Raw genomic sequence first — 12,748 nt, forward strand, 5'->3', positions numbered from 1 at the left:
CGACCCGGGTCGTCGGTCCCTCCCAGGGGTCCCGTGCCCGTGAGAGGGTGCTGCCATGACCGTCGTGAAGATCAACGCCATCGACGTCCCCGAGGGCGCCGGACCCGAGCTCGAGGAGCGGTTCGCCGCACGCAAGGGGGCGGTCGAAGGGTCCCCCGGGTTCCTCGGCTTCCAGCTCCTCCGGCCCGTCCGGGGCGAGACCCGCTACTTCGTGTCGACCACCTGGGAGACCGAGGAGGCCTACCTGGCCTGGGCCGACCAGCGCTCGCCCGCGGCCCACGCCGGTCGTCCGCCCGTGGCGACCGGCGCGTCGCTGCTCGAGTTCGAGGTCGTCCTCGACGTCACCCCGACCGGGACGGACGCCCCGGCCTAGCCCGCCGAGCGGGGGTACAGGAGCTCGAGGCGCTCCGTCACGACGGGCATGTCCGTCGTGAACGGCTCCCCCACCGTGTCCAGGGCGCGCCGGAAGAACCCCTCGTGGTCCTTGCGCCAGGACTCCAGGGTCCGGTCCCCCTCCCCCTCGGCCGCCGCGAACTCCTCGGTCACCTCGTCGAAGGGCACGACCGCCACCTCGGTGACACGCACCAGCGCCCGGGGGTGACCAGACCCGTCGAGGACGATCGACAGATCACCGACCGCCGGGAGCGGCACCTCGTCGTCGTACTCCCACCGTGCCGACGAGGTCGCGGTCTTGGTCCCGGAGAGCACGAGGCCGAGCAGTGCGTCAGCCATGCGCGGGTCGTCCCCGAAGGCCCATGCGGGCGGGGCGACACCGGCGGCGACCGTCACCCCGCCGACCACCTCGATCTTGCCGAGCCCGGCCCTGCCACGCGCCGCCTGCCAGAAGCTCTCGATCTCGTCCCCGTCGTCCTCCGACACCTGGACGTCGTTCCCGTCCCCGCCGACCGTCCCGGCGGCATCGACGCCGTCGGGAGCCGCGCCCGGCCCGAACGGCTCGAGGACGAACACGGGGATGACCCGGTCCGTCGCGACCGCGTAGTCCGCGTAGTCGGGGAACGCATCCACCGAACGCGACCACCAGAGGTCCCGCTCGTCGCCCTCGAGCTCGCGCGCGAGGTAATCACCGACGTGCGCGCCGTCGCGCAGCTCGACGTGCGGGTGCGCGACGAGGTTGTGGTACCAGGTGGGGTGTGCGGGTGCGCCGCCCAGGGAGGCGACGACGGCGTACTCGCCGTCGTGCTCGACCCGCATGAGCGGCACCTTGCGGACGTTGCCGCTCCGCGCGCCCACGCAGGTGAGCACCACCACGGGCATCCCCCGCATGGTCGCGCCCTCGGCGCCCTCGGTCCGTTCGTAGAGCTCGACCTGCTCGCGGACCCGTGCGTCGGTGCTGGGCTCGTACGTTCCGTGGAGTGGCATCTGCCCAGTCAAGCAGGTCGGGCCCGCCTGCGACAGAGCAGACGGGCCCGACGTCATGCGCGGCGCGGACGGGAGGTCAGCGACCGGCGCTTCCCTCCGTGTAGTCGCCGTCGGACGGCTTGACCCACGCGAAGAGCTTGCGCAGCTCGCGGCCGGTGGCCTCGATCGGGTGCGCCTCGCCCTTGGCCCGCAGCTCCTTGAACTCCGGCGCGCCGTTGTCCTGGTCGGTGATGAAGCGCTCCGCGAAGGCACCGTTCTGGATGTCCGCGAGGACGGCCTTCATGTTCTCCTTCACCTCGGGCGTGATGACCCGCGGGCCGGACACGTAGTCGCCGTACTCAGCGGTGTCGGAGACGGACCAGCGCTGCTTGGCGATGCCGCCCTCCCACATGAGGTCGACGATGAGCTTGAGCTCGTGGAGCACCTCGAAGTACGCGACCTCGGGCTGGTAGCCGGCCTCGGTGAGGACCTCGAAGCCGTACTGGACGAGCTGCGACGCCCCACCGCAGAGGACGGCCTGCTCGCCGAAGAGGTCGGTCTCCGTCTCCTCGGTGAACGTCGTCTTGATGCCGGCGGCACGGAGGCCTCCGATCGCCTTGCCGTAGGAGAGCGCGAGATCCCAGGCCGAGCCGGACGCGTCCTGCTCGACGGCGACGATCACGGGCACGCCGCGGCCGTCGAGGTACTCGCGGCGCACCAGGTGCCCCGGGCCCTTGGGGGCGACCATGAGGACGTCGTGCCCGGCCTCGGGCTTGATGTACCCGAAGCGGATGTTGAAGCCGTGCCCGAAGACGAGAGCGGCACCCTCGGTGAGGTTGGGGGCGATCTCCTCGGCGTACACGTGCCGCTGCACCTGGTCGGGAGCGAGGATGACGACGACGTCGGCCTCCTTGACGGCCTCCGCGACGGACAGGACGCGCAGCCCCTCGTCCTCGGCCTTGACCCGGGACGAGCTCCCCTCGCGCAGCCCGACGCGGACGTCGACGCCCGAGTCGCGGAGGTTCAGCGCGTGGGCGTGCCCCTGGCTGCCGTAGCCGATGACCGCGACCTTGCGGCCCGCGATGATGGACAGATCAGCGTCGTCGTCGTAGAACAGCTCAGCCACCGTGGATCTCCTTGGTTCGTGTGTGATGTGTCGTGCGTGGTGGTGCAGTCGTGCGGTCGTGAGTCGTGGTGCGGTCAGGCGGAGCGGTTGACCCGCTCGAGGGCCCTGTCTGTGATCGACCGGGCTCCTCGCCCGATCCCGACGGTGCCCGACTTGACGATCTCACGTATCCCGAAGGGTTCGAGCGCTCCGAGGAGCGCGGCGAGCTTCTCGGGGTTGCCGGTGGCCTCGATCGTCACGGCGTCCGGGACGACGTCGACCACGTGGGCGCGGAACAGCTGGACGACCTCGAGCACGTGGGTGCGGTTGCCGAGGTCGGCACGAACCTTCACGAGCATGAGCTCCCGCTGCACGGCGGCGGCGGGGTCGAGCTCGACGATCTTGATGACGTTGATCAGCTTGTTGAGCTGCTTGGTCACCTGTTCCAGCGGGAGCTCGTCGACGTCCACGACGACGGTCACCCGCGACAGCTCCTCGTGCTCGGTCGGTCCGACCGCGAGGGAGTGGATGTTGAAGGACCTGCGGGCGAACAGGCCCGAGACGCGTGTGAGCACGCCCGGCTTGTTCTCCACGAGGACCGAGAGGGTGTGACGAGTCATCTCAGCTTCCAGCCTTCCCGGTCAGTCTTCGCGGTCCCACGCGGGCGAGATGCCGCGCGCGTACTGGATGTCGTCGTTGCTCACGCCGGCAGCCACCATCGGCCACACCATGGCGTCTCGCGACACGTTGAAGTCGACCAGCACCGGCTGGTCGTCGATCTCCTCGGCACGCTTGATCGCGGCGTCGACCTCGTTCGCGTGCTCCACGCGGATCCCGACGCACCCGTACGCCTCGGCCAGCTTGACGAAGTCGGGGACGCGCCGCGTCCCGTGCCCGGTGTGCAGGTCGGTGTTGGAGTAGCGCGACTCGTAGAAGAGGGTCTGCCACTGCCGGACCATTCCCAGCGACGAGTTGTTGATGAGCGCGACCTTGATGGGGATGTCGTTGATCGTGCAGGTCGCGAGCTCCTGGTTGGTCATCTGGAAGCACCCGTCGCCGTCGATCGCCCAGACCGTCCGGTCGGGCTGCCCGACCTTGGCGCCCATGGCCGCAGGGATCGAGTAGCCCATGGTGCCGAGACCACCGGAGTTCAGCCACGTGTTGGGCCGCTCGTAGCGGATGAACTGCGACGCCCACATCTGGTGCTGCCCCACGCCCGCGACGTAGATGCTGTCGGGCCCGGAGATCTCGCCGAGACGGCTGATGATGTGCTGCGGGGCGAGGTGGCCGTCCTCGGGCTCCGTGAATCCCAGGGGGTACGTGTCCCGCCAGCTGTCGATCTGCCGCCACCACGCCTCGAGGTCCGGCCGGCCGTTCTTCTCGTGCTCGCGCTGCAGCTCGGGAAGCAGGTCCGCGATGACCTCCTTGAGGTCACCGACGATCGGAACGTCGGCGATGCGGTTCTTCCCGATCTCGGCGGGGTCGATGTCCGCGTGGATGATCGTGGCGTGCGGCGCGAAGCTCGAGAGCTTGCCCGTGACGCGGTCGTCGAACCGGGCCCCGAGCGCGAACACGAGGTCCGCCTTCTGCAGCGCCGCGACGGCGGGCACGGTGCCGTGCATGCCGGGCATGCCGAGGTTCTGCGGGTGGGAGTCGGGCAGCGCACCGCGGGCCATGAGGGTGGTGACGGCCGCTGCGCCGGACAGGTCGACGAGCGCCCGCAGCTCGGCTGCGGCGCCCGATCGGATCGTGCCTCCGCCGACGTAGAGCACCGGGCGGCGGGCCGACGCGAGGAGCCGCGCGGCCTCGCGGATCTGCTTGCTGTGCGGCTTGGTCACCGGGTGGTAGCCCGGGAGGTCGAGCGCCTGGGGCCACGAGAAGGTCGTGCGCGACTGCATCGCCGACTTCGCGATGTCGACGAGCACGGGTCCGGGCCGGCCGGTGGACGCGATGTGGAACGCCTCGGCGATGGTCCGCGGGATGTCGTCGGGGTCCGTAACGAGGAAGTTGTGCTTGGTCACCGGCAGGGTGATGCCGACGATGTCGGCCTCCTGGAACGCGTCGGTCCCGATGAGGGACGCACCCACCTGGCCGGTGATGGCGACCATGGGGATCGAGTCCATGTTGGCGTCGGCGATCGGGGTGACGAGGTTCGTCGCTCCGGGGCCGGACGTCGCCATCGTCACGCCGACGCGACCGGTGGCGTGGGCGTACCCGGACGCTGCGTGCCCGCCGCCCTGCTCGTGGCGCACGAGGATGTGGCGCAGCCGCTTCGAGTCCATGAGGGGGTCGTACGTCGGGAGGATCGCGCCACCGGGGATCCCGAAGACGACCTCGGCACCGGCAGCCTCGAGGGACCGGACGATGGACTCGGCCCCCGTGAGCTCGTACGGCGCGACGACCTCTGCATCGACGGTCGCGCGCGGCGCGGTCGGGACGGGCTTGGGTGCGCCGGGCGGCGCCGGGGTGGGTCCCTGGACCATCGGGTTCTCCTGTGTACGGAAACGGGTGGATTCTGGTCCTGCGCCTTGTGGGCCTCGGACCGGTCCTCACGGGTGGTGACATGAAAAAACCCCTCGGACCCGGTTAGGGCTCTTCGAGGGGTGAGCGCGCTGACGAGACCTCAGTGGTGGGCCTCAGCCAACGCGCTCAGGAAGTACTACGAGAATGATCGTCTGCACACGATGCACAGTACGCTCCGCGCCAGGCTATGTCACCCATCGGCACGCCCGTCTCGCTGGTTGAGATACGGGTGATCACGGACGAGGACCTGGAAGGGTCGGCCTGCACGGACGATCGGCCCTGTGGATCTCGGTTCTCCCGTACCGCGAGGACCTAGAGTAAGGACGCGCACCAGACACCCACCCGGAGGACCACCCCGATGAGCCTGCGTCTCACGGCCGTACGGCCATGCCGTCGAGGTGCGGCTGTAGCTGCCGTGGCCTTCGGGATGGCCCTCACCGGATGCTCGACGGATGTCACGGGCCGCACGGACCCCGGCGGCCTCACCCACCGGGCCTTCGAGAGAGTGGCCACGGACCGACTCCTCGAGACGACCCTCACCGTCCACGGGACGGTGACGGACTTCCCCACCCCGAACGGCTACGACGGCGACGCGCAGGTGCTGGTCCTCGTCGACGTGACCCTCTCCGCGGGCGACGTCCTCCAGGCGACGACGGGACCTTCCGATCTCGCGTTGCGGGCCGCCGCGGGCGACGAACGCGCCGCCGAGACGAGCCCAGCCGTGTCCGTCGCCCTCACCGATGCCACGCTGTGGCCCCTCGAGGACCTGCCCGGTGGCCGTTCGCAACGTGGGTGGGTCGCGTTCCCCGTCGACCGGGACACTCTCGACAGGGCGGAGCTGGTCCTGCGCCTCCCGGCGCACGACCGCAACTCCGACGACTCGCCCCGGGACGAGCTCGTCGTCCTGCTCGCCGAGGACTGACCGGGCTCAGTAGAGGACGGCACCCTGCGACGCGGAGTGCACGAGCTTGGCGTACTTCGCCAGCACCCCGCGCGTGTACGTGGGAGGCAGCGGCTGCCAGCCTGCCTTGCGGGCCTCGAGCTTCTCGGGTGCGACGAGGACCTCGAGGGTCGCGCTCGCGACGTCGAGACGGATACGGTCGCCATCCTTCACGAAGGCGATCGGACCACCGTCGACGGCCTCCGGCGCCACGTGACCCACGCAGAGTCCCGTGGTCCCCCCGGAGAACCTCCCGTCCGTGAGGAGCAGGACGTCCTTGCCCAGGCCGGCGCCCTTGATGGCACCGGTGATGGCCAGCATCTCGCGCATGCCGGGCCCGCCCTTGGGGCCCTCGTAGCGGATGACGACGACGTCGCCCGCGGCGATGGTCCCGTCCTCGAGGGCATCCATCGCCGCCCGCTCGCGCTCGAACACCCGCGCGGTGCCCTCGAACACGTCCGAGTCGAAGCCCGCGGACTTCACCACCGCACCCTCGGGAGCGAGCGACCCGTGGAGGATCGTGATCCCGCCGGTGCGGTGGATCGGGTTCGACAGCGCTCGCAGGATCTTGCCGTCGGGGTCGGGCGGTGCGATGTCCGCGAGGTTCTCCGCGACGGTCTTCCCCGTGACGGTGAGGCAGTCGCCGTGGAGCAGCCCCGCGTCGAGGAGCGCCTTCATGACGACCGGGACACCGCCGATGCGGTCGACGTCCGCCATGACGTACCGGCCGAACGGCTTGAGGTCACCGAGGTGCGGGACCTTCTCCGCGACCCGGGTGAAGTCGTCGAGCGTGAGGTCCACCTCGGCCTCGTGGGCGATGGCCAGCAGGTGGAGCACGGCGTTCGTCGACCCGCCGAACGCCATGACGACGGCGATCGCGTTCTCGAACGCCTCCTTGGTCATGATCTGGCGCGCGGTGATGCCCTTGCGCAGGAGCTCGACGACGGCCTCGCCCGACTTCAGAGCGAACGCGTCGCGTCGGCGGTCCGCCGACGGCGGCGCAGCGGACCCGGGCAGCGACATCCCGATCGCCTCGGCGACGGACGCCATCGTGTTGGCGGTGTACATCCCGCCGCACGCTCCCTCTCCGGGGCAGATGGCCCGCTCGATGCGGTCGAGGTCACCCTTGCTCATGAGCCCCTTGGCACAGGCGCCGACGGCCTCGAACGCGTCGATGAGCGTCACGTCCTTCTCGGTGCCGTCCTCGAGCTTCACCCAGCCCGGCATGATCGTGCCGGCGTAGAGGAAGACCGACGACAGGTCGAGGCGTGCCGCGGCCATGAGCATGCCCGGCAGCGACTTGTCGCAGCCGGCGAGGAGAACAGACCCGTCGAGCCGCTCGGCCTGCATGACCGTCTCGACGGAGTCGGCGATGATGTCGCGCGAGACGAGCGAGAAGTGCATGCCCTCGTGACCCATGGAGATCCCGTCGGACACGGAGATGGTGCCGAACTCGAGCGGGTACCCGCCGCCCGCGTGCACGCCGTTCTTCACCGCCTTCGCCAGGCGGTCGAGCGACAGGTTGCACGGCGTGATCTCGTTCCACGAGCTCGCCACGCCGATCTGGGGCTTGGCGAAGTCGTCGTCCCCGAGCCCGACGGCGCGGAGCATGCCGCGTGAGGCCGTGGCCTCGATGCCGTCGGTGACCTTGCGGGACCGGGGCTTGATGTCGACCCCGGCCGAGGAGCCCTCTCCGGCAGCGGCGTCACGGGTGGTGTCAGGCGTTTCGCTCATGCTCTCGAGTGTAGGACCGCGCCGACCGGACGAGCCGCGGCAACCACCCTGCGGACGCCGCCGGTGCGGCGGCCCGTGATCGCGCCCGGTCCGGCCGCTCCACCTACTGTGGTCCGGTGACGACGATCCACTGGTTCCGACGAGATCTCCGCCTGTCGGACAACCCGGCCCTGCTCGCCGCGGCGCGCGAGGCTGCCGCGGATGGGGACGACCTCGTCGGGCTGTTCGTCGTCGACGACTCCCTCTGTTCCGTGTCGGGTGGCCCCCGCCTCAGCCATCTCGCACGCTCGCTCGCAGCCCTCGACGAGCAGATGGGCGGGCGTCTGGTGGTCCGCCGTGGTGACCCTGCCGTCGTCGTGCCGTCCGTCGCCATGGAGGTCACGGCCACCGCCGTGCACGTCACGGGCGTCGCGGAGCCGCGGGGGCGTGCCCGGGACTCCGCCGTGGGGTCGGCGCTCGGTGCTGCGGGCGTCCGGCTCGTGAGCACGGGGACACCGTACGCGGTGAGCCCAGGGCGGCTGCGGACGGGTGCCGGGACGGGCTACCGGGTGTTCACGCCGTTCCGCAGGGCCTGGTACGAGCACGGGTGGCCCTCCCCGGCTCCTGCGCTCTCGGGCGCCCGGTGGGCCGACGTCCCCGGCGAGGGCCTCCCGCCGACGGCGGCGGGAGCGGCTGCCGGGGAGAACCATGCTCTCAGGCGGTGGCACGCGTACCTCGACGACGTCGACCGGTACGCACAGGACCGGGACCGACCGGACCTCGACACCACGTCACGGATGTCGGTGCCCCTGAAGTGGGGTGAGATCCACCCCCGGACGATGCTCGCCGACCTCCGCACGCTCTCCGGGGTGGGCCCCGACGCGTTCAGGTCGCAGATCGCGTGGCGCGACTTCCACGCGGACGTGCTCTTCCACGCGCCGGACGCAGCGCACTCCTCGCTCCGCCAGGTCCTGCCCGACGACTCCTGGGCCCCCGCTGCCGTCGCCGACCCGTGGTTCGACGCGTGGACCGCAGGGAGGACCGGCTACCCGGTGGTGGACGCCGGGATGCGGCAGCTCCTCGCCGAGGGGTGGATGCACGGGAGGCTGCGCATGATCGTCGCGTCGTTCCTGGTGAAGGACCTCCATGTCCCCTGGCAGCGCGGGGCAGCGCACTTCATGGCGCATCTCGTCGACGGGGACGTCGCGCAGAACCAGCTGAACTGGCAGTGGGTCGCCGGCACCGGGCTGGACGCCGCACCGTACTTCCGGATCTTCAACCCCGTCACCCAGGGGCTGAAGTTCGACCCCGACGGTGACTACGTCCGTCGATGGGTCCCCGAGCTGCGCGACGTCCCGGGGAAGGCTGTCCACGAGCCGTGGAAGCTCTCCCGGCTCCCGACCGGCTACCCCGAGCGCCTCGTCGACCACGCCGAGGAGCGACGCGTGACGCTCGCCGACTACGAACGCCACCGACGCGCCTGAGAGGCTCGTCCGCTCAGGCGAGACGGGGCGCTAGCGACGGAAGGCCGCACGGCCCGCACCGAGGGTCGGTGCGGGCCGTCGGCCTTCGTGCTGCGATCAGGTGGTGCGTTCGAGGATGAGCTCCCTGACGCGGCCGGCGTCGGCCTGACCTCGGGTCGCCTTCATGACGGCGCCGATGACAGCACCGACCGGGCCGAGGTTCCCCGAGCGGATCTTCTCCGCGATGTCCGGCTGTGCGGCCAGCGCGGCGTCGATGGCCTCGAGCAGCGGCCCGTCGTCCGAGACGATCTCGAGCCCCCGCGCGGAGACGATCTCCTCCGGCGAGCCCTCTCCCGCGAGCACGCCCTCGAGGACCTGCCGGGCGATCTTGTCGTTGATGCGTCCCGAGTCCACGAGCGACTGGAGCTGGCCGATCTGCTCCGGCGTGACAGGCAGCTCGGACAGCTCGACCTCGGTGGTCTTCGCGGTCCGAGCGAGCTCGCCCATCCACCACTTGCGTGCTGCGGCCGGGCTGGAGCCCGCCTCGATGGTGGTCTCGATGAGCTCCATCGCCCCGGCGTTGACGACGTCCCGCATCTCGGGGTCGGAGTAGCCCCACTCCCCCTGGAGACGTCGGCGCCGCGCGGCAGGCAGCTCGGGGAGGGTCGCCCGGATCTCCTCGACCCACTCGCGGGACGGGGCGACGGGCACGAGGTCGGGCTCTGGGAAGTACCGGTAGTCCTCCGCGTCGGACTTCACACGCCCGGACGTCGTGGTGGAAGTGTCCTCGTGCCAGTGGCGGGTCTCCTGCACGACGCGCTCTCCCGCGTCGAGCACGGCGGCCTGACGGGAGATCTCGTAGCGGACGGCCCGCTCCACCGACCGGAAGGAGTTGACGTTCTTCGTCTCCGTCCGCGTCCCGAGCGGGGACTCGGGGGTCGGCCGCAGGGAGAGGTTCACGTCGGCGCGGACGTTGCCCCGTTCCATCCGTGCTTCCGAGACCCCGAGTGCCCGGAAGATGTCGCGGATCGTCTGGACGTAGGCGCGGGCGACCTCGGGTGCGCGTTCGCCGGCGCCCTCGATGGGGCGCGTGACGATCTCGACGAGCGGGATGCCGGCCCTGTTGTAGTCGACGAGCGAGTACTCGGCGCCGTGGATCCGGCCGGTGCTCCCGCCGACGTGGGTGTTCTTGCCCGCGTCCTCCTCCATGTGGGCGCGCTCGATCTCGACCCGGAAGATCGACCCGTCGTCGAGCTCGACGTCGAGGTAGCCGTCGAAAGCGATGGGCTCGTCGTACTGGGACGTCTGGAAGTTCTTGGGCACGTCCGGGTAGAAGTAGTTCTTCCGTGCGAAACGGCAGGACTCCGCGATCTGGCAGTTCAGCGCGAGCCCGATCCGGATGGCGTACTCGACGGCCGTGCCGTTGAGCACCGGGAGCGCCCCCGGCAGGCCCAACGATACGGGCGTCACCTGGGTGTTGGGCTCTCCGCCGAACTCGACCTCGGCGGCGCAGAACATCTTGGTGAGGGTTCCGAGCTCCACGTGGACCTCGATGCCGATGACGGGGTCGAACCGGGCGACCGCCTCGTCGTAGTCGACGAGGTCGGGTGCGGTGTGGCTCATCGTGCGATCTCCAGTTCTGGTGCCTGGGCGAGCAACGGACCGCCCCACCCTGCCTCGAGCGCCGCCTCGAGGGCGGCGCCCACCCGGTAGAGGCGGTCGTCGGCCCTGGCAGGTGCGAGGATCTGGAAGCCGACGGGGAGACCGTCGTCAGACAGTCCGTTGGGCACCGAGAGGCCCGGGACACCTGCGAGGTTGGCGGGGATGGTCGCGATGTCGTTGAGGTACATGGCGAGGGGGTCGTCGAGCTTCTCGCCGAACCGGAACGCAGTCGTGGGCGATGTCGGTGAGACGAGGACGTCGACCGACGCGAACGCTGCGTCGAAGTCGCGCTGGATGAGCGTGCGAACCTTCTGAGCACTGCCGTAGTAAGCGTCGTAGTAGCCCGCTGACAGGGCGTACGTGCCGAGGATGATCCGACGCTTGACCTCGTCGCCGAACCCCGCACCGCGGGTGGCCGCCATGACGCGCTCGGCGGTCACGGGTCCGTCCTCGGGCTCGACACGGAGGCCGAAGCGCATCCCGTCGAACTTCGCGAGGTTGCTGGAGGCCTCCGACGGCATGATCAGGTAGTAGGCGGACAGCGCGTGCCGGAAGCTGGGGCAGCCGACCTCGACGATCTCGGCTCCTGCCGCGCGCAGCAGGTCGAGCGACTCCTCGAAGCGTGCGGAGACCCCGGCCTGGTACCCCTCGCCGCTCAGCTCGTTGACGACACCGACCCGGACGCCCGTGAGGTCGCCCTGCGCGCCGAGTCGTGCAGCGGCCGACAGCGCCGGGACGGGGTCGGGCAAGGAGGTCGAGTCACGGGGGTCGTGGCCGCCGATGACCTCGTGGAGCAGGGCGGCGTCGAGGACGGACCTCGTCACGGGGCCGGCCTGGTCGAGGGAGGACGCCATGGCGATGAGGCCGTACCGCGACACTCCGCCGTAGGTAGGCTTCACGCCGACGGTGCCCGTGACGGCACCGGGCTGCCGGATGGATCCGCCGGTGTCGGTCCCGATGGCCAGCGGCGCCTCGAAAGCGGCCACGGCCGCAGCGGATCCGCCCCCGGATCCACCGGGGATGCGGTCGAGGTCCCACGGGTTGTGGGTGTTGCCATATGCGGAGTGCTCGGTGGACGATCCCATGGCGAACTCGTCCATGTTCGTCTTGCCGAGGATGGGCATCCCGGCGGCACGCAGCTTCTCGACGAGGGTCGCGTCGTACGGAGGGACCCATCCTTCGAGGATCTTGGACCCGGCGGTGGTGGGCATCCCTCGCGTCACGACGACGTCCTTGACGGCGACGGGCACACCTGCGAGCGGGTGGAGCGTCTCACCTGCCGCGCGGCGGGCGTCGACGTCGCCCGCGGCGGAGAGCGCGTCCTCGCTGCTCACGTGCAGGAAGGCGTGGACGGCTCGGTCGACGTCGGCGATCCGGTCGAGGTGCGCCTGGGTGAGCTCGACGCTGGTGATCTGACCGGAGACGAGCTGCTGAGCCATGGTGTCGGCCGAGAGACGCGTGAGGTCGCTCATGAGTCCTCCCCGAGGATCTGGGGGACGAGGAACCGTCCACCCTCGCTCGCGGGCGCGGACGCCATGACGTCGTCGACGTCGAGGGGGGGTACAGGGGTGTCCGTTCGGAAGACGTTCGTCAGTGGGAGGGGGTGGCTCGTCGCGGGGACGTCGGGCGTGGCGACCGCGGACACCTCTGCGATCGCGTCGACGATGACGACGAGCTCGCCGGCGAGGCGGTCGAGCTCTTCTGGTCGTAGGTCGATGCGGGCGAGGGCTGCGACTCGCGCGACCTCGTCACGGGAAAGTGTGGACATGCGCCCAGTCTAGGCCCTCGTGCGATACCCGTTCCGGGGCGCACGCTGAGGCGTGCGGTGTGTGTCGCGCGTGTCTCGGTGTCGCTGTGGTGGAATGACGAAGGCCCACCCCTTGCGGGGTGGGCCTTCGTGAATGGTTGTCCGGCGGCGTCCTACTCTCCCACACAGTCTCCCGTGCAGTACCATCGGCGCTGAAGGGCTTAGCTTCCGGGTTC

General features: G+C 70.5%; 11 protein-coding genes and 1 rRNA gene. 3 read left to right on the forward strand and 9 right to left on the reverse strand.

What is annotated here, in order from left to right; all coding sequences use genetic code 11:
• The first annotated feature begins 55 nt into the window (after positions 1–55).
• Entirely contained in the window at positions 56–373 is a 318-nt protein-coding gene (locus JAV76_RS05680; RefSeq protein ID WP_198733038.1) for an antibiotic biosynthesis monooxygenase family protein, read from the forward strand.
• Here JAV76_RS05680 and JAV76_RS15225 read toward each other — a convergent pair.
• The 4 genes from JAV76_RS15225 to JAV76_RS05700 form a co-directional block, all read right to left on the reverse strand.
• Positions 370–1,380 carry a nitroreductase/quinone reductase family protein gene (locus JAV76_RS15225; RefSeq protein WP_198733039.1) on the reverse strand — a complete coding sequence of 337 codons (1,011 nt, stop codon included), beginning with the start codon at positions 1,378–1,380 and terminating at the stop codon, positions 370–372. The genes JAV76_RS05680 and JAV76_RS15225 overlap by 4 nt on opposite strands.
• A 76-nt stretch (positions 1,381–1,456) precedes the next feature.
• Positions 1,457–2,512, reverse strand: coding sequence for a ketol-acid reductoisomerase (ilvC, locus tag JAV76_RS05690; protein ID WP_198733080.1), 1,056 nt, complete (start codon positions 2,510–2,512; stop codon positions 1,457–1,459).
• Between the two features lie 47 nt (positions 2,513–2,559).
• On the reverse strand, positions 2,560–3,084 hold the full coding sequence (ilvN, locus tag JAV76_RS05695; RefSeq protein WP_198733040.1) for an acetolactate synthase small subunit: 525 nt from the start codon (positions 3,082–3,084) through the stop codon (positions 2,560–2,562).
• A 21-nt stretch (positions 3,085–3,105) separates the two neighbouring features.
• Entirely contained in the window at positions 3,106–4,947 is a 1,842-nt protein-coding gene (locus tag JAV76_RS05700) for an acetolactate synthase large subunit (protein WP_198733041.1), read from the reverse strand.
• A gap of 467 nt (positions 4,948–5,414) precedes the next feature.
• Here JAV76_RS05700 and JAV76_RS05705 point away from each other — a divergent pair, with 467 nt between their 5' ends.
• Positions 5,415–5,909, forward strand: a complete 495-nt coding sequence (locus JAV76_RS05705) for a hypothetical protein (RefSeq protein ID WP_198733042.1) — start codon at positions 5,415–5,417, stop codon at positions 5,907–5,909.
• A gap of 6 nt (positions 5,910–5,915) precedes the next feature.
• On the opposite strand, the gene ilvD is transcribed toward JAV76_RS05705, so the two are convergent.
• Positions 5,916–7,661: a dihydroxy-acid dehydratase gene (gene ilvD / locus JAV76_RS05710; RefSeq protein WP_230401861.1), complete on the reverse strand. Its 1,746-nt coding sequence runs from the start codon at positions 7,659–7,661 to the stop codon at positions 5,916–5,918.
• A gap of 116 nt (positions 7,662–7,777) precedes the next feature.
• On the opposite strand from ilvD, the gene JAV76_RS05715 reads away from it, so the two are divergent.
• Positions 7,778–9,124, forward strand: coding sequence for a cryptochrome/photolyase family protein (locus JAV76_RS05715; RefSeq protein ID WP_198733043.1), 1,347 nt, complete (start codon positions 7,778–7,780; stop codon positions 9,122–9,124).
• A 96-nt stretch (positions 9,125–9,220) separates the two neighbouring features.
• Here the strand turns inward: JAV76_RS05715 and gatB are convergent, their stop codons facing one another.
• From gatB to rrf, 4 genes are all read right to left on the reverse strand, one after another.
• Positions 9,221–10,726, reverse strand: coding sequence for an Asp-tRNA(Asn)/Glu-tRNA(Gln) amidotransferase subunit GatB (gene gatB / locus JAV76_RS05720; RefSeq protein WP_198733044.1), 1,506 nt, complete (start codon positions 10,724–10,726; stop codon positions 9,221–9,223).
• Positions 10,723–12,237, reverse strand: a complete 1,515-nt coding sequence (gatA, locus tag JAV76_RS05725; protein WP_198733045.1) for an Asp-tRNA(Asn)/Glu-tRNA(Gln) amidotransferase subunit GatA — start codon at positions 12,235–12,237, stop codon at positions 10,723–10,725. The genes gatB and gatA overlap by 4 nt, the downstream gene beginning before the upstream one ends.
• The gene (gene gatC / locus JAV76_RS05730; RefSeq protein ID WP_198733046.1) at positions 12,234–12,533 is read right to left on the reverse strand and encodes an Asp-tRNA(Asn)/Glu-tRNA(Gln) amidotransferase subunit GatC; all 300 of its coding nucleotides are present in this window, start codon (positions 12,531–12,533) and stop codon (positions 12,234–12,236) included. The genes gatA and gatC overlap by 4 nt, the downstream gene beginning before the upstream one ends.
• A 139-nt stretch (positions 12,534–12,672) precedes the next feature.
• Positions 12,673–12,748, reverse strand: a 5S ribosomal RNA gene (rrf, locus tag JAV76_RS15365); the annotation flags it as partial.

Source organism: Sanguibacter suaedae (assembly GCF_016342785.1).
GTDB lineage: Bacteria > Actinomycetota > Actinomycetes > Actinomycetales > Cellulomonadaceae > Sanguibacter > Sanguibacter suaedae.

Excerpts from the sequence above, each read along its gene's own strand:
- JAV76_RS05680 (WP_198733038.1), top strand. The coding sequence starts at position 56 with ATGACCGTCGTGAAGATCAACGCCATCGACGTCCCCGAGGGCGCCGGA.
- JAV76_RS05700 (WP_198733041.1), bottom strand. The coding sequence starts at position 4,947 with ATGGTCCAGGGACCCACCCCGGCGCCGCCCGGCGCACCCAAGCCCGTC.
- ilvN (WP_198733040.1), bottom strand. The coding sequence starts at position 3,084 with ATGACTCGTCACACCCTCTCGGTCCTCGTGGAGAACAAGCCGGGCGTG.
- gatC (WP_198733046.1), bottom strand. The coding sequence starts at position 12,533 with ATGTCCACACTTTCCCGTGACGAGGTCGCGCGAGTCGCAGCCCTCGCC.
- JAV76_RS15225 (WP_198733039.1), bottom strand. The coding sequence starts at position 1,380 with ATGCCACTCCACGGAACGTACGAGCCCAGCACCGACGCACGGGTCCGC.
- JAV76_RS05705 (WP_198733042.1), top strand. The coding sequence starts at position 5,415 with ATGGCCCTCACCGGATGCTCGACGGATGTCACGGGCCGCACGGACCCC.
- ilvD (WP_230401861.1), bottom strand. The coding sequence starts at position 7,661 with ATGAGCGAAACGCCTGACACCACCCGTGACGCCGCTGCCGGAGAGGGC.
- gatA (WP_198733045.1), bottom strand. The coding sequence starts at position 12,237 with ATGAGCGACCTCACGCGTCTCTCGGCCGACACCATGGCTCAGCAGCTC.
- gatB (WP_198733044.1), bottom strand. The coding sequence starts at position 10,726 with ATGAGCCACACCGCACCCGACCTCGTCGACTACGACGAGGCGGTCGCC.